We start from the raw sequence: 23,153 nt of genomic DNA on the forward strand, positions 1-23,153 counted from the left end.
AAAAAATCCTACAATAGCAGGATTTTAAAATATTTTTTCACAATTCTAGCTAAAAACCAAACCTAATCTCTTATATTTTTCAATCGAAAAAACTAAGTATGTGAAAAATCACAAATTTTCTAATTACTGTTTTTTGGCTTCCTCCCAAAAAAACTGAGTATTTGAAAATCACAGATTTTCTAATTACTGTTTTTTGGCTTCCTCCCAAAAAAACTGAGTATTTGAAAATCACAGATTTTCTAATTACTGTTTTTTGGCTTCCTCCCAAAAAACATTCATTTCACCCAAAGTCATGTCTTTTAAATCTTTATTTAATGCTTTTGCTTTTGACTCTAAATACTGAAAGCGCTTAGAGAATTTTTTATTAGTACGCTCTAAAGCGTTTTCTGGGTTTATCTTTAAAAACCTAGCGTAGTTTACCATAGAGAACAATACATCTCCAAATTCGTCTTCCATTGCATCAGCATCGCCTTTATCAACCTCAGCTTTAAATTCATTTAACTCCTCCTCTACTTTTTCCCATACTTGCTCTGGTTTTTCCCAATCAAAACCTACGCCTGCTACTTTTTCTTGTATTCTGCTTGCTTTTACTAACGCTGGCAAACTATTAGGTACGCCTTCTAAAACACTTGTTCTGCCTTCTTTTAATTTTAGATTTTCCCAATTACGTTTGACTTCAGCTTCGTCTTTTACAGTCACATCGCCATAAATATGTGGATGCCTATGGATTAGCTTTTCACAGATACCATTACAAACATCTGCAATGTCAAATGCCTTTTTCTCACTTCCAATTTTGGCATAAAAAACCATGTGCAGCATTAAATCACCAATTTCCTTTTTAACTTCTTCTAAATCGTCTTCTAAAATAGCATCGCCTAACTCATACGTTTCTTCAATAGTTAAATGACGTAAGGTTTCCATGGTTTGTTTTTTATCCCAAGGACATTGCTCGCGTAACTCGTCCATAATAGTCAATAAACGGTCAAATGCTTTTAATTGGTCTGCTCTAGAATTCATATAAAAAAAGGTTTTTGTAAAAGTACGTTGATTTGTTTCATCTTAAAATATGATAAACAAAAAAATCCAGCAAAAGCTGGATTTTTAATATCTATAAATAAAGTCAATTTATTCTTCTTCGTCAGACGTTTCAGTCTTAGCAGTATCAAAGTCTAACATGTCATTTTTTTGTAACATATTATACCATTGTATTACTTTTTTGATATCACTTGGGTACACTCTATCCTCATCATAGTCTGGTAATACTTCAAAAAAGTATTCTTCTAATTTATCTTTAGAGTCTTTATGACTAATACTAGTTTGTGCACCATTTTCTTTGTCTTTAATTTTACTTAAGACATCTTTTAATGGTACTTCTTCTGTTAAAGTATAAATTGCAATCTCACTTAAAATACTAACGTTTTGTTGTATTCCAACAGACATACGTCTGTTATCAATTAAAGATTCGGCAATAAAACCACCTCTTGTTTGAGTTACTAATTTATATAATCCAGGTTTACCTGCAATTGCTAATACTTTATCTAAAGCCATATAGTTTATTCTTTTTAATTATCCTTTTATCTTTCACTATGACGCTGCATAGTGTTAAAAATTGGATGGCAAATATCTTATGTTAGTTTGGGTTTTCCAAACGTTTAACGTTTCTTTTTCATTAATGGAAATTTCATGCGATAATCCACATTAATTTTTCCTTTAGAGATGTTAGTTAATTTTCCTTTTATCAAACGCTTTTTTAAAGCAGACAAATGGTCTGTAAACAAAATCCCTTCGATATGATCATACTCATGCTGAAACACTCTAGCAGCCAAACCATCTAATTCCATAGTTTGCTTGTTAAAGTCTTCATCAAAATATTCAATTTTAATATTTGGTTTTCTAAAGACGTCTTCTCTAACATCAGGAATACTTAAACAACCTTCATTAAAAGCCCATTCGTCACCAGATTCTTCTAAAATAACTGGGTTAATAAAAGTATGTTTAAAGCTTTTTAAAAAGTCACTTTCCGCTTTACTCATTACTTCTTCATCATCTGCAAACGGAGTCGCATCTACAATAAACATACGGATTGACAACCCAATTTGAGGAGCTGCTAAACCTACACCAAACGATCCATACATGGTCTCGTACATGTTTGCAATTAGCTCTTTCAATTTTGGATAATCCTTTGTAATGTCTGTCGCTTTTTTCTTTAAAACGGGATCGCCATAGGCAACAATTGGTAATATCATACTAATTTTTTATTGATTATAAAGGTAACTTTGTAAGATTATGGTTGCACTAACCTCGTCTAAAAGCGCTTTATTTTGTCTTTGTTTTTTCTTTAACCCGCTATCTATTAAGGTTTGCGTCGCCATTTTAGAGGTAAAACGCTCGTCTACACGTTTTATCGGAATCTTAGGAAATACATTTTCTAATTTCACCAAAAACGGAATAATCAACGCTTCACTCTCACTTGGCGTATTATCCATTTGTTTTGGTTCTCCGACTAAAAATAATTCGACTTGCTCCTTACTTAAATAGTCTTTTAAAAAAGTAATAAGCTCTTTGGTATTTACAGTAGTCAATCCAGAAGCAATAATCTGCATCTCATCAGTCACTGCTAATCCTGTTCTAATCTTTCCGTAATCAATTGCTAAAATGCGAGCCATATTAAATTTTGTGCAAATTTATAGTTTTATAATCTTAACACCTTAAATATTGTGCCATATTTTAATTTTTACGAATTATATTTGTCTTAAATTAAAATTGACATGACAGAATTACAAAAAACAATAGAGACTGCTTGGGATAACCGAGAGTTATTGACAGACGAAAAAACCATAGCAGCTATTAGAGAAGTGGTTAACCTTTTAGATTTAGGAAAATTACGAGTAGCAGAACCTACAACCGATGGTTGGCAGGTTAACGAATGGGTTAAAAAAGCGGTTGTTTTATATTTCCCTATTCAAAAAATGGAAACTTTAGAAGCTGGTATTTTTGAATATCATGATAAAATTCCACTAAAAAGAGGTTATAAAGAAAAAGGAATTAGAGTGGTACCAAATGCTGTTGCACGTCATGGTGCTTACATATCTGCAGGTACAATTTTAATGCCTAGTTATGTAAATATTGGTGCCTATGTAGATGAAGGAACTATGGTTGACACTTGGGCTACTGTAGGTAGTTGTGCTCAAATTGGTAAAAACGTACATTTATCTGGTGGTGTTGGCATTGGTGGTGTTTTAGAGCCTTTACAAGCGTCTCCGGTAATTATAGAAGATGGTGCATTTATTGGATCACGTTGTATCGTTGTAGAAGGTGTACATGTAGAAAAAGAAGCTGTTTTAGGTGCAAACGTGGTGTTAACCATGAGTACTAAAATTATAGATGTTACAGGAGATACACCTATTGAAATGAAAGGTCGTGTACCTGCTAGATCAGTAGTGATTCCTGGAAGTTATACTAAAAAATTCGCAGCTGGAGAATATCAAGTACCTTGCGCTTTAATTATTGGAAAACGTAAAGAAAGTACAAATAAGAAGACCTCTTTAAATGATGCTTTAAGAGAGTATGATGTTGCTGTTTAAAAATTAAAAGCAACCGTTTATAAAATGTAAAAAGCCTCTAAATTTAAAATTTAGAGGCTTTTTTGTATTTAAAATTTATTTCTTAAACTGCATTTTCCTTCCGCTACGTCTTAATTTTTTACTATTAATTTTTAGTTGAAATGCTCGACTATGCTTAAGCATTAAATCATAGGTATCTTGATACGACTTGTTATACAATTTGGCATAAGCTTCTGCCAAAATCTTAATCATAGTTTTAGACAACCATAAACGTCTAAAATTATGCATACGATTATCAAAACTCATTGGTTTAAAACGCATCCTATTTAAATCAATTAAATAGAAATTATAACCATTATCATCTTTAGTTATTAAAGTATTACCTGGTGAATGGTCTAAAAAATCAATATTATTCTCATGCAGTTTAAAGGTAAATGCTGCAAATTCCTGCAATATTTTATCACGTTCCGGAAATTGAGGGTTATGTATTAACGCTCTAAATTCAAAATCATAATCAATATGCTTACTAATATAATAACTTGATTTTAACCCAAAAACTGTGGTGTTTTCTATATATGCTATGGGAAAAGGTGTAGAAATACCACAATCAATTAATCTAGTAGCATACTCAAAAGATCGTTTTGCTTTAGTTGGTCGTATATATTTATACACAAAACTATTAAAGCCATTTGGTATTTTAAAGGACTTAACGTTTAGTTTTAAACCTTCAACTTCAAAAGACTTTATAACGTTACGTTGTCCAATAGTGACTGATTCTCCAGAGGTTTCAAATTCATGGATAAGCGCAATTAATTGTGACTCTAAGTATTTATATTTTGGATGACAGTGTATGATAGTTATCTATTTTAAGATTGTTCAAAGATATATTAAACTAAATTTTAATAAAAGCCGATAAAATTATATTTTGCGCTACAGCGTAAAAAATACGCAACTTTTAAATGAAGAAAATTCTTGTCATACAAAATAAACGTATTGGTGATGTGCTTATCGCATCAGTAATTGCCCAAAACATGAAAACTGTTTTTCCTGATAGTCAAATTGATTATTTGGTGTATGACTTTACAACTGGTGTTATTGAAAACAATCGAAACATTGATAACATTATAGCAGTAAATGAAAAAGAATTGAAGCAATTTAAATTTATGCAACGCTTGATTAGACGAGTTAAAAAAAATAACTATGATATTATTTTTGACCCTTACTCTAAATTACAAAGTCGCATTATTTGTTATTTTTCGGGAGCTAGCATGCGAATAGGTTTTCAGAAAAGAGGTAAAAACCCTTGGTTTAATTTTTACACACACACTGTCCCTTTATTAGATGAAAAAAAACACATTAGTGGTAAAGCTATTGAGGATAGAATAAACATGTTTAATACCTTTTTTCCGTTAGCGCATGACCAAATAGATTACGAGCCACATATTGTATTAACCCAAAACGAACAACAATACAACAAGCTAAACAAATACAACAAACCAGCAATTATGCTAGGTGTGTTAGGAAGTACGCCTCAAAAATCCATGCCATATCAATATATTGTTGCTTTAATAGATCATATTACTGCAACCTATAATGTTAACGTATTGTTTAATTACGCACCACACCAAAAAGCAGATGCGTTAAGTATTTACAACCAATGCCAGAATAAGTCTAATATTATCATTGATATTTACGAAGATAGTATAAGAGGTTTTATAACTTTAATGAACAAATGCGAGCTACTTGTTGGTAATGAAGGTGGTATTGTACATATATCAAAAGCTTTAAACAAACCAACCTTTACAATATTTTCGCCTTACGTTTTAAAAGAACATTGGGCTAGTTTTGAAGATGGTAAAAAACACACATCAATACATTTATTAGAAGAAAAGCCTAATTTATTTGACGAGTTTAGTGTAGAACAAAGACGTAAAATTGAAGAAAATCCGCACGAATTATATCAAATGTTAACACCTGAAATGATCTTAAAAAAATTGACTCCGTTTTTAGATTTACACTTAAAAGCTTTTAAAAACTAAGCCTTTTTTACAATTCCATAATCTGTCCAAGCTTTCTTTTCATTTTTAGTGACGTCTCTAATCGCTCTGTTTTTTGCTATTGAGGCTTCATTTTTATAACCTCGTTTATGGTCTAAATGCACACATATAGCTGAATACCTAATTTGCTTACTTTTAATACCTAAATTCATTAAACGCTCACCAAGCTCACGATCTTGACCACCATACTGCATACGCTCATCTAAACCATTAACTGCAACAATATCTTTTTTCCAACCAGAAGCATTATGTCCATTCCAGCTAGCATTTGTTGGTGTTAAAGCATTTAAAATCTTAGATTTTAAGCCTTTAGCAGTTAACTTATTGTTTTTAAAGGATGCTTTTAAGCCATTCTTTTTAAGCCATTTTAGATTAAAACAATTGGCTTTATAAATATCTTCTTTTGTGATTGCATGAGAAATATCCATTGGTAACATAAAATAACCACCAGATAAAAAGTAACCAATCTCTCGCTCTTTAACGTGCACTTCAACAAAATCTTGACGTGGTATACAATCACCATCAGACATGATAATGTAATCCGATGTACATTGTGTGATAGATTTGTTTAAAATTTCAGATTTCTGGAAACCATTATCCTCATGCCACACATGGATAATAGGATAAAAGACTTCTTCCTGTATGGATTTAATTAAATCTATGGTCTCTTGTTTAGAACCATCATCTGCGATTACGATTTCAAAATTACGGTACGTTTGGTTGTTATAACCATACAGTACTTTTGCTAACCATTCCGGAGAATTATAAGTGCTAATTATTATTGAAGTATCTATTTTCATTATAGCTACAAAGATAAAATTATTTTAGTAATTTTGGTTTTTATATGGATGCTATTACAGTAATTATACCAACTTATAACGAGGAAGCTTACATTGCGCAAGCGATCCAATCTGTGGACTTTGCTTCGCAAGTTATTGTTGTGGACTCCAACAGTACTGATAATACTGTACAAATAGCAAAACAAATGGGTTGCGAGGTCTATTTGCGTGCATTTGACAATTTTTCTAATCAAAAAAATCACGCTTTACAATTTGCAAAAGGCGAATGGATTTTGTTTGTAGATGCTGATGAGCGTATACCTTATGCCTTGCAACAAGAAATTTTTAAAGCCATTAAAAGTAACAAACATGCTGGCTACAAGTTAAACTTTCCGCATTATTACATGAATCGTTTTTTATACCATCATAGTGATAATGTGACACGATTAGTAAAACGTAATAACTGTAAATTTGAAGGTTTGGTACACGAAAAATTGATTATCGATGGTACCATTGGTCAATTAAAAAATCCTGTGCTTCATTTTACCTATAAAGGATTACTACATTACATTAGTAAAAAAGATAGCTATGCGTGGTTTCAGGCAGAGCAAATGCTTAAAAAAGGAAAAAAAGCGACTTATTTTCATTTAGCGTTTAAACCCTTTTATCGTTTTTTTAGTAGTTATATATTACGACGTGGATTTATGGATGGTATTCCTGGTTTGACCGTTGCTAGCGTTAATGCTTATGGTGTATTTTCTAGGTATGTCAAGTTAATGTTACTTCAAAAAGGGATTAGGTAATGTTAGAACAACTAAAATTTATATACTTAATAATAGCATTAACACAAATAGCAATTGGAACCTCTTTTGTTTTTATTGGATTTAAAATTATAAAATTATTTAAAAACAAGCCTCAAACACAACACCATTGGTACACTAAATATCAAACAACTTTTAAGGTTGGAGGTTTAATATTAATAATTTTTGGTAGTATATCGCTTCCTTTTTTTAACTTAATCTAAAACCAGTTTTTTCCTTTTTTAAGCTTTCGCTGAAAAACTTTCATGCTGTCATCTCCTTTAATATCTAAACGCTGAATTTCGTAATGGTTTTTAAACGGAAACTTATTAACTCTGTTCCCAATACGTAAACCATAAGCAATATTATTATCCTTTAAACATTTAAAAAAAGCATGCTGCTCCTCGCCTGTTTTAGGATATTTCCCGTAAGGATAGGCTAAGGTATTATTAATTTCAAGATTGTTATTGACTATAAAATCTTTACACAAATCAAAATCCTTTTGGACAGCATCAATAGATAACAAATCATAGCGTTGGTGAGCAAAACTATGCAAGCCTAATTCTATAATATCACTATTTAAACTTTGTAATTGTTGGACAGACATGATAGGCTCTTCTCCTTCATCCCAAGTATTAACACCATTTACATATTTAAAAGGTATATAAAAACAAGCCTTTAAATTGTGTTTTACAAATAATGGATAGGCTAACTCCAACTGGTTAACATATACATCATCAAAAGTGATTATTACTGCTTTTTCTGGAAAATCCTTAGCAGAATTAAATTGTTGTAAATCTTTGAAATGCAACGTCGTGTAACCGTTTGCTTTTAGATACAATAATTGTGTTTCTAAAATTTTGACGTCAATAGTTAACCCTTTACTCTCATGAGATTTAAAGGTTACACTATGATACATTAAAATGGGTAATTTTGGCACGTTGTTTTAATTTGAATACTCTGCACACAAATATATAAAGCCTAATGGTTATATTTGGCAAAAATCTGATTTTCTCTTGCATGATAACTGCTCTAGCAATAACATTTAACGAAGCACATAATATAGAACGCTATATTAATAGTATGTCTTTTGCAGATGAAATTATTATCGTAGACTCCTTTAGTACTGACCATACCGAAGCATTAGCCAAGCATCCAAAAGTCACATTTGTCAAGCGCGTTTTTGACGATTTTTCTTCTCAAAAAAACTACGCTATTAGTTTAGCTAAACACGATTGGGTAACCTTTTTTGATTTGGATGAAGAAGTGCCTGAATCATTAGCTACAGAGCTTGTCGCTACCGTTAGGTCTAACCCAACAGCTAAAGCTTTCCGCGTAAAGCGTGATTACCATTTTATGGGTAAACGTATTAAATATAGTGGCTTTCAAACAGATATTGCAGTACGTTTATTTAACAAAAATTATTGTAAGTATAACGGTAAATTAGTCCATGAAGCTATACAAACTACTGCTACCATTGGTAAATTAAAACACCATGTTAAGCACCAAACGTATAAAGATTTTGATAATTATAATCAAAAATTAACGCAGTACAGTAAATTACAAGCTGAAGCTTTATTTAAAAAAAATGTACGCCCAAATTTGTATCATTTTTTATTTAGACCTTGGTACAGGTTTATGCACCAATACTTTTTAAGGTTTGGATTTTTAGATGGTAAAGAAGGGTTTATTATTTGTTATGTCCATGCGTTTTCAGTGTTTAAACGCTATATCCAATTATGGACCATGTATCGTAATATAGATTAAAGTAAATACTTATCTACTCCGTTTTTAGCCCATTTAATACTTTGGTTAATAGTTTTTTGCTCAATAGTATCATTAATTTCAAATCTATCTCTAGATTTTTCGTTGTGATAAATATGAAACACAATACCTCTATAACGTAAACGTCTAGCTTGCAAACCATTATTATGCATTCTTAACACTAACTCAGAGTCCTCTCTTCCCCAACCAGTTATATCTTCATTATAACCATTAACAGCAATAAAATCTTTTTTAAAATAAGACGTATTACAACCTCTAAATTTACTTGAAAACTCAGCATTTGGTTTATACAATTTACTTAATATTGGTATGTGTAAAGCGCGAGTACGTTTTTTAATTCCTTTAGAAAAAGCTGAAAAAGTGGTTTGTTTAGTCTTAAACAAAGTATCTAAATAATCTTTTTGGATATTAACTCTAGAACCAAATAAATAGGTGTTTTTTTGAACAAACTGTAAATGATCTTTAATAAAATGCGGATGCATGATACAGTCTCCATCTACCTGTATTATATAATCTCCTGATGCTTTTGCTATTGCTTTGTTTAAAATATGGGCTTTTTTAAATCCTTCATCTTTTTGCCAAATATGAATCAAAGGAATTTCAAATTTTGATTTAAAACTATCAATCAAAGCTTTAGTATCATTAGTTGACCCATCATCTGCAATAATAACTTCATCAGGTAACTGACTTTGATTTAGTACGCTTTGTAAAACTAAATCTAATGCTTCTGGCCAATTATAAGTAGCTATTAATAAGGTTGTTTTTAAATGCTTCATACTAAAAATAAGATTCGAATTCGATTTTACTTTTATTAAAAACTTTTAAAAACTTAAACCATTGTCCAAAGTTTTTTTTGCGTAAAAAGGCTTTAGAAGGAGCCAAAGCTTCGTCTTTTTCTACTAAATTTTTAATTTGATTTAAATCATGTGTTGGAAAATACCCTAAGCTTTTCCATATTTCTGGATCTAAATAAAACAGGTTTTTTAATTCTTTGTAATTGTTTTTATCTGCTTTTTGCCATTTTGGAAAAAACTGATCGTTAAGCTCGTGAGAATGTCCCCAATTATCAAGTTTAAATTTTAAAGACGCTTCGTCTCTAGATAAACACTCGTGTAGCAATACATTATTTGTATATATTACACGCTCTTTACTATTTCTGGCGTATTTATAATTGGGGTAATTAGTCGCCAACATTACTTTTGTAGGCTCATCCACGTAAAGCATTCCGTCTTCTAAATACTTATAAATATTAATTAAAAAACCTGCTATTTGAACTGGATTTTTCTTAGGATTATCCAAAAAATGATCGTGTTGACGTAATGTTTTAACAAACTGAGAGAAGTCAATAAAAATCTCGTCACTGTCAACTTGCACTAACCAATTACCAATACCCATTTTAATGGACAACATGTGACGTTCTCTGGTATCGTTTTGTATTGCATTTAGCTCAGGTACAAAAAAATTGTCTTTATAAATTTCAATTTTTTGATCTTTATCAAAATTAGTAAGCCAATCAAAAAAACTAGAATCCACCTCAAAAGGTTCGCCTTTCCAGGTACGTTGTTTATGGTCTAAAGCTAAATAAATTTTATCTGCTTTTTCATAAACTGGAGGAATAGACAGTTTTAATTTCTCGTAGTCGTAAGACATCAAAAAGCCAACAACAATATTTTTCATTATAAATAATTAGTTAAACAAAACTAATAAATATTAAAACTTAAGTGAGTCAATCTATTGGTTTTATTTATTTTTACCCAAAATAGATAATTGATTTATGCCTCAAAAAATTTGTATTGTTAGTTTTGACCATTGGAATTACGATTACCATATTGCCAATACATTAAATAATTTAGGTCATGAAGCCAAGCATATTAAAATAGGAAACTACAAGCATAAAAACGTAAAGGATAAAATTATAAATACCCTTAGTAAAGTTTTTTTAGGTAAAAATTTAAAAAAAATTAAACGTCAAGATTATATCCTGGAATGTTTAGAAACTATGGGGAAACAAGATCAAATACTTGTTATTAACCCTGAAGTTATTGACCTTAAACACCATAAAGCTATAAAAAAACAAACTAATAGATATATTGCTTACTTATACGATAGTGTTGCCAGAAACCCAATGGAGCATTTATTAAATGGATTGTTTGATACTATTTTTTCGTTTGACAAAAACGATATTGTTAATTATGGTTTTAAACCTATTTCTAACTATAATTATCTACCAAAGTTAAAAACTTCAACAACAACCGATTACGATGTTGTATACCTAGGCTCTTTTGACGATAGGCTTCCAAAATTAATTTCTATCTTAAGTTTTTTAGAAACTGAAAATATTAGTTTTAAATGTATTATTGTTGGAAAAAACAAAGCTTTAAATCTTTTAAAAGAACAATATAAACATATAATTGATTTTACTGAAAGTGCATTATCACAAGACCAATTAATTAAATTTTACCAAACCGGAAATATAATTATTGACTTAATTAGAGATGATCAAACTGGTTTAAGTTTTAGGTTTTTTGAAGCTATGGCAATTCAAAAAAAGGTTATTACCAATAATAAAAATTGTAAAAATTATGATTTTTACGATGCAAATAATATTGTTGTTATAGATCAGGATGTAAAGATCGAGCAGTCGTTTTTTAAAACTGACTATAATCCAATACCAGAAGACATTTATTACAAATACACATTAGAAAACTGGGTAAAACAAGTGTTTAAGCTATGATTTTTTGGTTTTAAATAATTGCTTTCTAAAATGCCTAAATTGTCTGCTTTTTATTTTTATGTCTTGAAACATAAAAGCTAGTAGTAAACTAAAACCATTAGACTTTTTATTTAAAGACTGAGCATACATTAAATATTTATCTACTTGATAATTAATATTAAAGTTTTCTAAAGCAATATCTCTAAGTTTTTGACCATCGTTGGAGTTATATTTTTTTAATTCTAAGACCAAATCTTCAACTTCAAATTGTTTTTTAAAATAGCGTCCAGAACAGTTGTTTTTAACACATAAATCTACCATATCAGGTTTTAAATACCCATCTGCATAGCTTTTTGTGTATTCTCTTTCGTCATATACTAAGACGGTTCTACCACAAGCCATAGCGTCATAAGCAGATCTGCCTAGACCTACAATTAAATCGGCTTGATTAATATCCTTCTCTATATTCCAAATAGGATTTACATATTTATTAAATTTTTTGAAATTCAAATTTAATTGTTTACATGCTGCTTCAATCTTTAAATTAGCAACACTTGATTGGCTTAAACTTAAAACATTAGTCAGGTTTTGATTGATAGGTTGCGCTATATTAAAACGGTCACAATTAATCCCATTGACTATTAACCTAGCCTCAAACCCTTTGTTTGTTAGATGATTAATAACCTCTTCAGAAATTCCAACATGTCCATCTGCATGCTTATTAGGCTGCTCTAACTTTGGAAAAATACCATGACAAGTTTGAATGATTATTCCTTTTCTACTTAAATAATTTACACAAGTATTATGATTTGCTAAGATTAAATCATACTTACTTTTGGACATAAAGTTAACGCCAAGATTTTTTTCAATTTTATTGGAAGCTTCTCCTTTTTTAAACGTAAAATACTCAACAACATAATGTTTTTTTAATAAAGCTTCTATTAACGTAAACGTAAAAGTTTCTGTACCACCAATACCTTCTAAATGATTATTGGCTACTAAAATTGTTTTAAAGTCTTGCATAATATTTTAAAAGTATAAAAGTACATTTTATACTACAATTACCTTTATTTTTGTAATAAAAAAAGAATGAGAGACGAAATAGAAAAGGCAATAACCGTCTTAAAACAAGGTGGCATTATATTGTACCCAACAGATACCGTTTGGGGAATTGGCTGTGATGCAACTAATGCTAACGCAGTACAAAAAATTTACAAACTAAAACAACGCCAAGACAGTAAAGCACTAATTTGTTTAGTTAATAACTATAGTATGCTAGAAAGACATGTTGACAATGTCCCAAATATGGCGTATACTATTTTGGATATTGCTGACCAACCAACCACAGTTATTTATGACGCTCCAGCAGGAGTTGCTGAAAACTTAGTAGCAGAAGATAATACATTAGCCATCCGAATTGTTAAACACAAATTTTGCGAAAAACTAATAAAATACTTAGGCAGACCAATAGTTTCTACCTCTGCAAATATATCAGGCCAACCAACACCAAAATCCTTTGAAGAAATTAGCGATGCTATTTTAAAAGGTGTGGATTATGTCGTAAATTTGCAAAGCGAAAATAAAAACGCAAAACCCTCTACCATTATCAAATTATCTAATAAAGGAGAGGTGAAAATTATTCGTGAGTAAATTTACAATGAATTACAAAGACGCCTTACAAAACCCGATATTTAAAATTATTTCTGAAGCTTCTAAAAACCTAAATTTAGACAGCTATGTTATTGGTGGTTTTGTTAGAGACTACTTATTACAAAGAGGTGATGCCAAAGATATTGACATTGTAGCAGTTGGTAGCGGAATTGAACTAGCTAGGGCTGTTGCAAAATTATTACCCAACAAGCCTAAAGTACAAGTTTTTAAAACTTATGGTACTGCTATGTTGCGTTATAAGGATATCGAAATCGAGTTTGTAGGTGCACGAAAAGAATCTTACAACGAAGATAGTCGTAATCCTGTCGTAGAAAACGGAACATTACAAGACGACCAAAACCGTCGTGATTTCACCATAAATGCTTTAGCTTTAAGCTTATCACAATCCAATTTTGGTGATTTATTGGACCCTTTTAATGGCATACAAGATTTAGAAAACAAGATTATAAAAACACCTCTAAATCCTGACATTACCTATAGTGACGATCCATTACGCATGATGCGTGCTATTAGATTTGCAACGCAACTAGATTTTATAATAGAAGACGAATCGCTAAATGCTATTACAAAAAACAATCAACGCTTAGACATAATTACAAAAGAGCGTATAATTGTTGAACTTAATAAAATACTAGAAAGTCCAGTCCCTTCTAAAGGATTTTTACTTTTAGAAAAAACAAAACTTTTAAGTCACATATTGCCAGAACTTACCAATTTAAAAGGTATAGACGAGGTCGAAGGACAAACACACAAAGACAACTTTTACCACTCGTTAGAAGTTGTTGACAACATTGCTAAAAATACAGATGACGTTTGGCTACGTTGGGCAGCATTACTACACGACATTGGTAAAGCACCAACCAAACGTTTTAGTAAAAAAGTGGGTTGGACCTTTCATGGTCATGAGTTTGAAGGCTCTAAAATGGTATATCATTTATTTAAGCGTTTAAAAATGCCATTAAATGACAAAATGAAATTTGTTCAAAAAATGGTATTTATGAGTTCTAGACCAATAGTTTTAGCACAGGACATTGTAACAGACTCGGCAGTTAGACGTTTAGTCTTTGATGCAGGAGATTTTGTAGATGATTTAATGACGCTTTGCGAGGCTGATATCACCACAAAAAATCCTAAACGCTTTCAAAAATATCACAACAATTTTAAGATTGTTAGAGAAAAAATTATTGAAGTTGAAGAAAAGGATCATGTCCGAAACTTTCAACCGCCTGTTTCAGGTGAGGAAATCATGAAAACCTTTAATCTTAAACCTTCAAAAGAAATTGGTATAATAAAAGAAGCAATTAAAGAAGCTATTCTGGAAGGAGATATTCCTAACCAACATGAAGCTGCTTTTAATCTAATGCTTAAAAAAGGAGAACAATTAGGCTTAACTGCTGATTAATTTGGATGATGTTAGAATTACGTAAAACCAATTCTGATAATACCGACTTTAAAAGTCTTGTCAAACAATTAGATGATTTTTTAAAAATCACAGATGGTGATGACCACGCGTTTTACAACCAGTATAATGGATTGCAAAACATTAACAACGTTATAATTGCTTATAAAGACAGTACACCTGTTGGCTGTGGTGCCTTTAAAAAATTTAGTAAAAATACAGTCGAAATAAAACGTATGTTTACAACAGAAGCAGCCAGAGGACAAGGAGTTGCATCACAAATACTGCAAGCATTAGAGCATTGGGCTAAAATATCAGGTTTTACATTTAGCATTTTAGAAACAGGAATTAGACAAATAGAAGCGATTAATTTATATAAAAAATGTAATTATCAAATCACCGAAAATTACGGACAATATCAAGGTGTAAGCGAAAGCTTATGTTTTAAAAAAGAATTGTAAAAAAAAAGAAAAAGGCAATGAAAAAAGATAACAAAAAAGTCATCTATTGGTTGTTAACAGGATGTGTATTAATTTTTATTATGGTTATTGTTGGTGGTATTACACGACTAACGCATTCTGGATTATCCATTTCAAATTACAAACTTATTTCAGGCACCATTCCGCCAATGAATGATGTAGAGTGGCAAGAAGCTTTTGATTTATACAAACAATATCCAGAGTACCAAAAACTAAACACACATTTTACTATTGAGGAATTTAAGGATATTTACTTTTGGGAGTGGATCCATCGTGTTATTGGACGTTTTATAGGATTGGTGTTTTTCTTACCGTTTTTATACTTTTTAGTCACCAAACAACTTACCAAACCTACCATTAAAAAGTCCATTGGGTTAATGTGTCTAGGTGCATTACAAGGCTTTTTAGGATGGTACATGGTTAAAAGTGGCTTAGTGGATAGACCTGATGTTAGCCATTATAGGTTAGCCATGCACCTAACTACTGCTTTTATAACCTTTTCTGCTACTTTTTGGGTCGCATTAGACTTAATGTTTCCTTACAATAAAATTGTAAACACTGGATTTAACAGACTGGTAAAAGTTGGTACATTAGTCCTATTAATTCAAATTATTTATGGTGCATTTGTAGCAGGATTAGATGCAGGTTGGGTACATAACCATTGGCCAATGATGAGCGAAGGAAAATTTATCCATGAAAGCGTATATATTGAGCGTGATAGTTTATTTGCTAACTTAACAGAAGGTAAAAGCGGTGTGCAATTTGTACATAGGACTTTAGCTTATATTGTTGTTGTGTTTATTTTATTAATTTATTTTAAAGGAAAAAAACATATCGAAACCAACTACCAACGCAAAGCCTTAAACCTATTATTGTACCTAGTATTTTTTCAATTTATATTAGGTGTTTTTACTTTAATATTACAAGTTCCGGTTTGGTTAGGTGTTGCACATCAAGTAGGTGCCTTTTTATTACTTAGCGCAATGACATTTACGTTACATCGCTTTAGTAAATAACACCTAAAAGCAGTATCTTTACACCCTTATTTTATTATTATGATTTACAGATTTAGAGTAATACTAGACAACGATACAGAAGAAGATATTTTTAGAGATTTTGAAATTCGCGAAAGCGATACTTTAGAAGACCTACATAATGTTATTACGCAATGTTTTGGCTTTGATGGTAATGAAGTCGCTTCGTTTTACTTAAGTGACGACGAATGGAATCAAGGCGAGGAAATTAGCCTTTTTGACATGAGTGACGGAATAAATGATGTTAGATTAATGAATGAAACTAACCTATCTGACACTGTCCATGAAGCACAAACTAAATTGATTTACGTCTATGACTTTATGAATATGTGGACCTTTTTTGTTGAATTAGCTGAAATTGTTGAAGTTGCAGAAGGTGTTGATTATCCAAACCTAATGTATGTACAAGGTCAAGTGCCTACTGAAGCTCCTGACAAAATATTTGAAGCAGAAAGCAATGATGATGATTATGATGAATTTGATGACGATTTTAACATCGATGATTACGATAATTTGGACTTTGAAGAAAACTGGAATTAAAAATCTTTTGTATTAACGTCTTCATAGTTACGTTTTACAAACTCCAGAGCATTTCTTAAAATTCCACCCATATTTTCACTTTTTTTAAACTCTAAATCCATGGTATATTCATGGATTTTGGTTTTTAATAGCGCTATGTTTTCTTCATTAGATATAACATCGTGTGTCATACAATCTAGTAATCGCTCCAATCGATCGTTATAACTAATCATACGCTTAGCTACGATACTGCGTTCTTCAATTTTATATTGATCGATAGACTCCTTTTTAAACTTACTAACGACCAACTCTACCAAGCGCAGATTTTCTTTAAAAAACTGAGGTCTGTATACCTTAAACTTACCTTCATAACATTGTTGGTCAAAATCTATAGCTCTAATTTTAAACACCACATGATCAAAGTCATGGGTTGGCACAACTACGTAATTGTAAGAGCGCATATCACCAAGTAGCCTGATCATACAACGCTCGTTAAACTTAACAAACTCTTTTGCTATCTGGGATTTTTCAGATTCAGAACAGTCATCCAACATAGTTTCAATAAATACATCTCCAGGGATTCCTGCAATATGCTCTTCAATTAAAGTATTACCATGTACCATAAAATTTAATTGATATGGAGATAACATATGCTCTAATTCTAGACCATAGATACGAGAAGCATCTGCTTTTTTGACATAAAAATAGGTGTAGTTGTCATTTAAAACATTTCGGATTTTTATTCTAAAAGGTTTAGAGTTTCCAAAAGTACAATAATCAATAGCATCAATATTTAAAAAGGCATTACTAGTTTCGTTACCATCAGAATGTAATCTACTGTATACTTTTTTCAGGCTTAAATCAATTTCTACTCTATCAAATTCACTAAAGTAAACACGTATCCACAACGTATCTTTATCATCTTTATCATAAACGGTTACAGAACCTTGAAAACGCAAAAGGTCATCATACAGTATTGTAATTTTAGAGTTTCGGTTATAATCAGACAAATAACTACTCAATCTATCATTAATTGGGTAGGATGGTTTTTTCTTCGAAATTTTTAAATCCTTCATAAGTTTTTCTGTCATTCAAATTTATAACTAATTTTTAAATTGTAACATTTTTACCAATCAATCGTCTTACTTTTAAACCAATCAAAAAACCACACCTCTTGGAAACAATTTTAACCATTAGTAATCTAACTAAAAAATATGGCAATTTAACCGCTGTAAACAATTTATCCTTTACCATTAAAAAAGGAAATGTCTATGGCATTTTAGGACCTAATGGTAGTGGTAAATCAACTACTTTGGGTATCACTTTAAATGTAGTTAATAAAACCAGCGGAAGCTTTAGTTGGTTTGACGGACAAACATCCACGCATAATGCTTTAAAAAAAGTAGGTGCTATTATTGAGCGTCCAAACTTTTATCCATACATGTCTGCTTACAAAAACTTAAAGTTAGTTTGTAAAATTAAGGAGATTAGTGAGGACAAAATTGACGAAAAACTTGAACTAGTTGGTTTATTAGATAGAAAAGAGAGTAAATTTAAAACCTTCTCGTTAGGGATGAAACAGCGTCTAGCTATAGCATCTGCACTATTAAACGATCCTGAAATATTAATTTTAGACGAACCAACAAACGGATTAGACCCTCAAGGAATACATCAAATTAGAGCTATTATAAAAGATATTGCAAGTCAAGGCACAACCATATTATTAGCATCACATTTATTAGATGAAGTAGAAAAAGTTTGCTCTCATGTAGTTGTACTTAGAAAAGGTCATAAATTATACGAAGGACCTGTCGACCAAATGATATCTAGCGAAGGCTTTTTTGAACTAAAATGTGATAATCCAGAACACCTTGTAACCTATTTAAATAGCCATCCAAATATAAAAAACACCAAAGTAACAGATGATCTAATTACTGCCTTTTTAGATGCGCCAATGTCAGCATCGGCTTTTAATAAAGAATTAATTGATAACGGAATAGCCTTGTCACACTTAGTACTTAGAAAAGAAAGTTTAGAAGAACAATTCCTTCAACTTACTGACAATTTAGAGGACCAAAACTAATCAATCAAAACAACCAATCATGTTACGACTTTTACAAATAGAATTACAAAAACTTTTAGAAAATAGGATTAGCAAAATCTTAATTTTCTTTTCATTTATATTACCCTTTTTTATCATATTACTATCCTCGTTCAAAATTAATTTCTTTGGGCTTTTTACCATAGATTTAGGTAGCGTTGGAATTTTTGATTTTCCGTATATCTGGCATATCACCACATTTTTTGCTGCACTATTTAAGCTGTTTTTTGCTATAGTTGTAGTAAGCATGATAGGTAATGAATATAGTAACAAAACCATAAAACAAAATTTAATTGATGGTCTAAGTAAAAAAGAATTTATCCTATCTAAGTTTTACGCACTGCTATTTTTTTCATTAATATCCACACTACTTGTTGGTATACTAACCTTAGCAATTGGATTGTATTATAACAGCGATAGTGAAGCATACTATATGTTTAGCGAAAGTATTTTTTTACTAGCCTATTTTGTCAAACTAATTGGCTTTTTTAGTTTGTGTCTGTTTGCTGCAGTATTAATAAAAAGATCTGCTTTTGCTCTAGCCTTTTTGTTTATACTATTTATTGTAGAATGGATAATATATGGTATTATATTAAAAAACTATGATGATGATATAGCAACAAAAATTCATAATTATTTTCCATTAAAATCTATGTGGAAATTAATTGACGAACCTTTTAGACGTATTGTAGCCATGAAGTCTCCAGAAAAAGTAGATCTAGTCTATGACTTTGCAGTACATTGGCAAGAGATAGGTATTGTTGCGGTTTGGACTACAATTTTTATCTACTGCTCATATAAACTATTGCAAAAAAGAGACCTATAATTGATAAAACCTTTTTAACGTCAGACATTTATATTTAAGATAAAATTATAATATCTTTACTAGCATTAGCTAGAAAAAAGAAATGAAAAAGATATTATTAATTTTTGCTGTACTATGTGCAGTTACATTATCCGCTCAAAACGAAGCTGCCAACTGGTATTTTGGAAATAATGCAGGCATTACATTTGACACTTCAACCAATGAAGTTAGTGCTTTAACAGATGGACAATTATCTACTGAGGAAGGTTGTACAAGTATCTCTGATAGCATAGGTAATTTATTATTTTATACAAACGGAGAAAATGTATATGACAGACAGCATAATATTATGCCTAATGGAACTGGTTTATTTGGTAATCAATCCAGTACACAATCTGCTATAATTGTCCCTAAACCTGGTGACCCAAATATTTACTATATCTTTACCCAAGACACTACTTTTGAAGGAACTCCTGACAATGGTTTTAATTACTCCATTGTTGATATTTCACTAAATAGTGGCTTTGGTGATGTTACTGCTAAAAATCAATTTTTATTACATAAAGCTAGCGAAAAACTAAGTGCTGTTTTAAAAGATTGCGAATCACAAAATATTTGGGTTGTAGCTTTTGGAAGTACTGATGCTTTATCAAATTCAGGTGCGACAGATACTAACAATAACACCTTTTATGCTTTTGAAGTCAGCGCAACAGGCATTAATACCACACCTGTAATTTCCACATTACCATATACTGTAAACCAAAGACGAGGGTATTTAAAATTTTCACCTGACGGAACAAAAATTGCTATGGCTAATATTAGTGATGGACTACGCTTACTAGACTTTGATCCTGCAACTGGTATTATTAGTAACTCAATTACTATAGCAACTAATATTTCGCCTAGCGGAAAACCACAAAACCCTTATGGTGTCGAGTTTTCTCCCAACAATCAAATATTATACGTCACCACTTATTACGAAACTAGTGGTTCTAATTTTGATAATCCAAGTGCACAATATGGTGCTTTATTACAATATGATTTAACTGCCACTAATATTAGTGAAACAGAAGAAGTATTAGACCAAAGAGTAATGTACAGAAGCGCTTTACAACTTGGACCAAATGGTAGAATTTACCGATCATTAAGTGCGACATACAACCAAGGGACTCCGTTTTTAAGCGTTATTAACAACCCTAACAATCTTGGTCAATCAGCAGACTATCAACATGCTGTAATTGATTTAATGGGTCGATCCTCTAGACAAGGACTTCCTCCTTTTATAACCTCTTATTTTTCAGAAAAAATAGACATTATTCCAACAGATGACCAAAACACCGTCATATTACCTTTATGTACTGGAGATACATATACTTTAATTGCCGAAGCTATTCCAGGAGCAATTTATACTTGGACTAAAGACGAAGTCGCTATCCCAACTCCAACTATACCATATGAGTTATTTATTGATGAAGCAGGTAATTATGAAGTCGTTATAGATCCAAGCACTAGTGACTGCGAGATTAAAGAAGGTCAAGCCATAGTAAGTTATTACGATATACCTGTAGCAACACAACCAAGCGACTTAATTATTTGCGACGATAATAATGATGCAACCTCAACATTTGATTTGCAATTGCAGGATGCCAGTATATTAAATGGTCAAGATCCAATGCAATATAGTGTGCACTATTATTTATCTCAAATGGCTGCAGATTTAGACGAAAACCAATTAGAAAGTCCATACACTAACTCTAATCCTATTGAAACCATTTTTGCTAGGGTTTATAATATTAATAACCCTAATTGTTTTGACACGACTAGTTTTAATTTAGAAGTCTATAATACGCCTACCATAGCTACACTAGTAGATTTGGCTGTCTGCGATGATATTACTGATGGAGATGACACAAATGGACAAGCAACCGTAGACTTATCTTTTTATAACGCTCAAGTCTACAATTCCTTAAGTCCTGCTGTATATGATATTTCTTATCATAACACGCAGTTAGATGCAGATGATAATACTAATCCATTACCAACAAATTATTATAACACAACACCTTTTAGCGAAACAATATATGTTAGATTAGAAAACAGTAATAATACCAACTGTTATGCTACTTCAAGTTTTGTTATTAATATAAACCCTGTACCAGAGGCTAATAACCAGATCTTGTTTCAATGTGATGAGGATGGTGTTCCGGATGGCTTTACAACTTTCAACTTAAATCAAGCCATTCCTGATATTACAAATAACGCAACTAATACAAGTACCACTTTTTATAGCAGTATGACCAATGCGGAAACAGAAACTAATCCTTTAAATGCTGAAGCCTATAATAATGCTTCCAATCCGCAAACAATTTATGCTGTTGTCACTAATACTACTTCAAGTTGCAAAGCAATTTCTGAAGTTGTTTTAGAAGTTAGCGTAACACAAATTTCGGATTATAATGCACCTATAGTGTGTGATGAATTAGGATCTGAAGATGGTATAAACACCTTTAATTTGAATGATTTTTCGGCAGACATGCTAACGCTTCTACCTACTGGAATAACCATAAATTTTTACGAAACTTATGGTGATGCTTTATTAGAAACAAATGCATTACCATCTACATACAATAACACGACGCCTTATACTCAAACAATTTATGCTAGAGCAGAAAACAATAATGCCTGTTACGGTATAAACCAAGTATTTTTGACAATTAAACCATTACCTCAACTATCCGATGATCAAACCATCTTATATTGTTTAAATGAATTTCCTGAAACAATACAATTAAGTGCATCAACACCAACAAATAATAACTATTATTATGATTGGTCTACTGGCGAAACAACTGCCACAATAGACATAAATACAATTGGAACTTATACTGTAACTGCTACTACAGTTGATGGCTGTTCTAAAACTAAAACTATTATTGTAGAAGCATCTAACATCGCTACTATTGATAATATTGAAGTAATTGATGGCACTTTAAACAATAATATTATAACAATTTTAGCGTCAGGAGAAGGTAATTACCTTTATGAAATAATAAACGCAGAAAATTTATCATCTGGTTATCAAGAAAGTAATATCTTTAATAACGTAAAACCAGGTATTTATACCGTAAATGTCAAGGATACAAAAAACAATTGCGGTACTGTAAATCAATTATTTTCTGTAGTTGGATTTCCGTTGTTTTTTACACCAAATAACGATGGAAAAAATGATTATTGGCAAGTATATGGTGTGTCGTCTCAGTTTCAACCAAACTCGTTAATTCAAATTTTTAATAGATATGGTCAATTGTTAACAGAGTTTATACCTACAAGTAAAGGATGGGATGGTACGTTTAACGGACTACCTGTACCAACAAATGATTATTGGTTTACAGTAAAACTACAAGATGGTAGACTTTATAAAAGTCATTTTACTTTAAAAAGATAAAAT

The 23,153-nt window shown here is 31.2% G+C and carries 25 protein-coding genes; 14 read left to right on the forward strand and 11 right to left on the reverse strand.

Going from position 1 to position 23,153, the window contains the following annotated elements:
* Positions 1-243 precede the first annotated feature (243 nt).
* From mazG to ruvX, 4 genes are all read right to left on the reverse strand, one after another.
* Complete coding sequence (gene mazG / locus V6251_RS03965) at positions 244-1,017, reverse strand: nucleoside triphosphate pyrophosphohydrolase (protein ID WP_341587114.1); 774 nt, start codon at positions 1,015-1,017, stop codon at positions 244-246.
* Positions 1,018-1,125: 108 nt separating this feature from the next.
* The gene (locus V6251_RS03970; RefSeq protein WP_341587115.1) at positions 1,126-1,548 is read right to left on the reverse strand and encodes a DUF5606 family protein; all 423 of its coding nucleotides are present in this window, start codon (positions 1,546-1,548) and stop codon (positions 1,126-1,128) included.
* Between the two features lie 104 nt (positions 1,549-1,652).
* Complete coding sequence (gene def, locus V6251_RS03975) at positions 1,653-2,246, reverse strand: peptide deformylase (protein WP_341587116.1); 594 nt, start codon at positions 2,244-2,246, stop codon at positions 1,653-1,655.
* Between the two features lie 9 nt (positions 2,247-2,255).
* Entirely contained in the window at positions 2,256-2,666 is a 411-nt protein-coding gene (gene ruvX / locus V6251_RS03980) for a Holliday junction resolvase RuvX (RefSeq protein ID WP_292949606.1), read from the reverse strand.
* A 102-nt stretch (positions 2,667-2,768) separates the two neighbouring features.
* Here ruvX and V6251_RS03985 point away from each other — a divergent pair, with 102 nt between their 5' ends.
* The gene (locus V6251_RS03985) at positions 2,769-3,584 is read left to right on the forward strand and encodes a 2,3,4,5-tetrahydropyridine-2,6-dicarboxylate N-succinyltransferase (RefSeq protein ID WP_145002385.1); all 816 of its coding nucleotides are present in this window, start codon (positions 2,769-2,771) and stop codon (positions 3,582-3,584) included.
* Positions 3,585-3,659: 75 nt separating this feature from the next.
* Here V6251_RS03985 and V6251_RS03990 read toward each other — a convergent pair whose 3' ends face one another.
* On the reverse strand, positions 3,660-4,235 hold the full coding sequence (locus V6251_RS03990; protein WP_341587117.1) for a lipopolysaccharide kinase InaA family protein: 576 nt from the start codon (positions 4,233-4,235) through the stop codon (positions 3,660-3,662).
* Positions 4,236-4,522: 287 nt separating this feature from the next.
* On the opposite strand from V6251_RS03990, the gene V6251_RS03995 reads away from it, so the two are divergent.
* Positions 4,523-5,602 carry a glycosyltransferase family 9 protein gene (locus V6251_RS03995; RefSeq protein WP_341587118.1) on the forward strand — a complete coding sequence of 360 codons (1,080 nt, stop codon included), beginning with the start codon at positions 4,523-4,525 and terminating at the stop codon, positions 5,600-5,602.
* On the opposite strand, the gene V6251_RS04000 is transcribed toward V6251_RS03995, so the two are convergent.
* A complete protein-coding gene (locus V6251_RS04000; protein ID WP_341587119.1) occupies positions 5,599-6,420 on the reverse strand; it encodes a glycosyltransferase family 2 protein in 822 nt (273 codons plus the stop codon). The genes V6251_RS03995 and V6251_RS04000 overlap by 4 nt on opposite strands.
* Positions 6,421-6,464: 44 nt before the next feature.
* Here V6251_RS04000 and V6251_RS04005 point away from each other — a divergent pair, with 44 nt between their 5' ends.
* Positions 6,465-7,202, forward strand: a complete 738-nt coding sequence (locus tag V6251_RS04005) for a glycosyltransferase family 2 protein (RefSeq protein WP_341587120.1) — start codon at positions 6,465-6,467, stop codon at positions 7,200-7,202.
* Entirely contained in the window at positions 7,202-7,423 is a 222-nt protein-coding gene (locus V6251_RS04010) for a hypothetical protein (RefSeq protein WP_145002395.1), read from the forward strand. Before V6251_RS04005 ends, V6251_RS04010 begins: the two co-directional genes overlap by 1 nt.
* Here the strand turns inward: V6251_RS04010 and V6251_RS04015 are convergent.
* Complete coding sequence (locus V6251_RS04015) at positions 7,420-8,139, reverse strand: polysaccharide deacetylase family protein (protein ID WP_341587121.1); 720 nt, start codon at positions 8,137-8,139, stop codon at positions 7,420-7,422. The two genes, V6251_RS04010 and V6251_RS04015, sit on opposite strands and share 4 nt — an antisense overlap.
* 80 nt (positions 8,140-8,219) lie before the next feature.
* Here V6251_RS04015 and V6251_RS04020 point away from each other — a divergent pair, with 80 nt between their 5' ends.
* Entirely contained in the window at positions 8,220-8,966 is a 747-nt protein-coding gene (locus V6251_RS04020; RefSeq protein ID WP_341587122.1) for a glycosyltransferase family 2 protein, read from the forward strand.
* On the opposite strand, the gene V6251_RS04025 is transcribed toward V6251_RS04020, so the two are convergent.
* Together V6251_RS04025 and V6251_RS04030 are read right to left on the reverse strand one after the other, a co-directional pair.
* Positions 8,963-9,760, reverse strand: coding sequence for a glycosyltransferase family 2 protein (locus V6251_RS04025; protein ID WP_341587123.1), 798 nt, complete (start codon positions 9,758-9,760; stop codon positions 8,963-8,965). The genes V6251_RS04020 and V6251_RS04025 overlap by 4 nt on opposite strands.
* 1 nt (position 9,761) lies before the next feature.
* Positions 9,762-10,661 carry a hypothetical protein gene (locus tag V6251_RS04030; protein ID WP_341587124.1) on the reverse strand — a complete coding sequence of 300 codons (900 nt, stop codon included), beginning with the start codon at positions 10,659-10,661 and terminating at the stop codon, positions 9,762-9,764.
* Between the two features lie 97 nt (positions 10,662-10,758).
* Here V6251_RS04030 and V6251_RS04035 point away from each other — a divergent pair, with 97 nt between their 5' ends.
* Positions 10,759-11,718, forward strand: coding sequence for a hypothetical protein (locus tag V6251_RS04035; protein WP_341587125.1), 960 nt, complete (start codon positions 10,759-10,761; stop codon positions 11,716-11,718).
* Here the strand turns inward: V6251_RS04035 and V6251_RS04040 are convergent.
* Positions 11,713-12,720: a UDP-glycosyltransferase gene (locus tag V6251_RS04040; protein ID WP_341587126.1), complete on the reverse strand. Its 1,008-nt coding sequence runs from the start codon at positions 12,718-12,720 to the stop codon at positions 11,713-11,715. The genes V6251_RS04035 and V6251_RS04040 overlap by 6 nt on opposite strands.
* A 66-nt stretch (positions 12,721-12,786) precedes the next feature.
* Between V6251_RS04040 and V6251_RS04045 the strand changes: the two genes are divergently transcribed.
* The 5 genes from V6251_RS04045 to V6251_RS04065 are packed head-to-tail and all read left to right on the forward strand — an operon-like array spanning position 12,787 to position 16,820.
* Positions 12,787-13,347, forward strand: a complete 561-nt coding sequence (locus V6251_RS04045) for an L-threonylcarbamoyladenylate synthase (RefSeq protein WP_341587127.1) — start codon at positions 12,787-12,789, stop codon at positions 13,345-13,347.
* A 7-nt stretch (positions 13,348-13,354) separates the two neighbouring features.
* Complete coding sequence (locus V6251_RS04050) at positions 13,355-14,770, forward strand: CCA tRNA nucleotidyltransferase (protein ID WP_341587128.1); 1,416 nt, start codon at positions 13,355-13,357, stop codon at positions 14,768-14,770.
* 5 nt (positions 14,771-14,775) lie between these two features.
* Positions 14,776-15,228 carry a GNAT family N-acetyltransferase gene (locus tag V6251_RS04055; RefSeq protein WP_341587129.1) on the forward strand — a complete coding sequence of 151 codons (453 nt, stop codon included), beginning with the start codon at positions 14,776-14,778 and terminating at the stop codon, positions 15,226-15,228.
* A gap of 17 nt (positions 15,229-15,245) precedes the next feature.
* Positions 15,246-16,262 carry a COX15/CtaA family protein gene (locus tag V6251_RS04060; RefSeq protein WP_341587130.1) on the forward strand — a complete coding sequence of 339 codons (1,017 nt, stop codon included), beginning with the start codon at positions 15,246-15,248 and terminating at the stop codon, positions 16,260-16,262.
* A gap of 39 nt (positions 16,263-16,301) precedes the next feature.
* Entirely contained in the window at positions 16,302-16,820 is a 519-nt protein-coding gene (locus V6251_RS04065; RefSeq protein ID WP_145002413.1) for an IS1096 element passenger TnpR family protein, read from the forward strand.
* Here V6251_RS04065 and V6251_RS04070 read toward each other — a convergent pair.
* Positions 16,817-17,890: a hypothetical protein gene (locus V6251_RS04070; RefSeq protein ID WP_341587131.1), complete on the reverse strand. Its 1,074-nt coding sequence runs from the start codon at positions 17,888-17,890 to the stop codon at positions 16,817-16,819. The two genes, V6251_RS04065 and V6251_RS04070, sit on opposite strands and share 4 nt — an antisense overlap.
* An 83-nt stretch (positions 17,891-17,973) precedes the next feature.
* Here V6251_RS04070 and V6251_RS04075 point away from each other — a divergent pair, with 83 nt between their 5' ends.
* The 3 genes from V6251_RS04075 to V6251_RS04085 all read left to right on the forward strand — a co-directional run bounded on the left by V6251_RS04075 (position 17,974) and on the right by V6251_RS04085 (position 23,150).
* Positions 17,974-18,882 carry an ABC transporter ATP-binding protein gene (locus V6251_RS04075; RefSeq protein ID WP_292949662.1) on the forward strand — a complete coding sequence of 303 codons (909 nt, stop codon included), beginning with the start codon at positions 17,974-17,976 and terminating at the stop codon, positions 18,880-18,882.
* Positions 18,883-18,901: 19 nt separating this feature from the next.
* Entirely contained in the window at positions 18,902-19,726 is an 825-nt protein-coding gene (locus V6251_RS04080) for an ABC transporter permease (protein ID WP_292949665.1), read from the forward strand.
* Positions 19,727-19,808: 82 nt separating this feature from the next.
* Complete coding sequence (locus V6251_RS04085) at positions 19,809-23,150, forward strand: T9SS type B sorting domain-containing protein (protein WP_341587132.1); 3,342 nt, start codon at positions 19,809-19,811, stop codon at positions 23,148-23,150.
* Positions 23,151-23,153: the final 3 nt, after the last annotated feature.

This window comes from Olleya sp. Ti.3.14 (assembly GCF_038154885.1).
GTDB lineage: Bacteria > Bacteroidota > Bacteroidia > Flavobacteriales > Flavobacteriaceae > Olleya.

Coding starts and splice junctions, on each gene's coding strand:
- mazG (WP_341587114.1), bottom strand. CDS start 1,017: ATGAATTCTAGAGCAGACCAATTAAAAGCATTTGACCGTTTATTGACT.
- V6251_RS03970 (WP_341587115.1), bottom strand. CDS start 1,548: ATGGCTTTAGATAAAGTATTAGCAATTGCAGGTAAACCTGGATTATAT.
- def (WP_341587116.1), bottom strand. CDS start 2,246: ATGATATTACCAATTGTTGCCTATGGCGATCCCGTTTTAAAGAAAAAA.
- ruvX (WP_292949606.1), bottom strand. CDS start 2,666: ATGGCTCGCATTTTAGCAATTGATTACGGAAAGATTAGAACAGGATTA.
- V6251_RS03985 (WP_145002385.1), top strand. CDS start 2,769: ATGACAGAATTACAAAAAACAATAGAGACTGCTTGGGATAACCGAGAG.
- V6251_RS03995 (WP_341587118.1), top strand. CDS start 4,523: ATGAAGAAAATTCTTGTCATACAAAATAAACGTATTGGTGATGTGCTT.
- V6251_RS04000 (WP_341587119.1), bottom strand. CDS start 6,420: ATGAAAATAGATACTTCAATAATAATTAGCACTTATAATTCTCCGGAA.
- V6251_RS04005 (WP_341587120.1), top strand. CDS start 6,465: ATGGATGCTATTACAGTAATTATACCAACTTATAACGAGGAAGCTTAC.
- V6251_RS04010 (WP_145002395.1), top strand. CDS start 7,202: ATGTTAGAACAACTAAAATTTATATACTTAATAATAGCATTAACACAA.
- V6251_RS04020 (WP_341587122.1), top strand. CDS start 8,220: ATGATAACTGCTCTAGCAATAACATTTAACGAAGCACATAATATAGAA.
- V6251_RS04025 (WP_341587123.1), bottom strand. CDS start 9,760: ATGAAGCATTTAAAAACAACCTTATTAATAGCTACTTATAATTGGCCA.
- V6251_RS04030 (WP_341587124.1), bottom strand. CDS start 10,661: ATGAAAAATATTGTTGTTGGCTTTTTGATGTCTTACGACTACGAGAAA.
- V6251_RS04035 (WP_341587125.1), top strand. CDS start 10,759: ATGCCTCAAAAAATTTGTATTGTTAGTTTTGACCATTGGAATTACGAT.
- V6251_RS04040 (WP_341587126.1), bottom strand. CDS start 12,720: ATGCAAGACTTTAAAACAATTTTAGTAGCCAATAATCATTTAGAAGGT.
- V6251_RS04045 (WP_341587127.1), top strand. CDS start 12,787: ATGAGAGACGAAATAGAAAAGGCAATAACCGTCTTAAAACAAGGTGGC.
- V6251_RS04050 (WP_341587128.1), top strand. CDS start 13,355: ATGAATTACAAAGACGCCTTACAAAACCCGATATTTAAAATTATTTCT.
- V6251_RS04055 (WP_341587129.1), top strand. CDS start 14,776: ATGATGTTAGAATTACGTAAAACCAATTCTGATAATACCGACTTTAAA.
- V6251_RS04060 (WP_341587130.1), top strand. CDS start 15,246: ATGAAAAAAGATAACAAAAAAGTCATCTATTGGTTGTTAACAGGATGT.
- V6251_RS04065 (WP_145002413.1), top strand. CDS start 16,302: ATGATTTACAGATTTAGAGTAATACTAGACAACGATACAGAAGAAGAT.
- V6251_RS04070 (WP_341587131.1), bottom strand. CDS start 17,890: ATGACAGAAAAACTTATGAAGGATTTAAAAATTTCGAAGAAAAAACCA.
- V6251_RS04080 (WP_292949665.1), top strand. CDS start 18,902: ATGTTACGACTTTTACAAATAGAATTACAAAAACTTTTAGAAAATAGG.
- V6251_RS04085 (WP_341587132.1), top strand. CDS start 19,809: ATGAAAAAGATATTATTAATTTTTGCTGTACTATGTGCAGTTACATTA.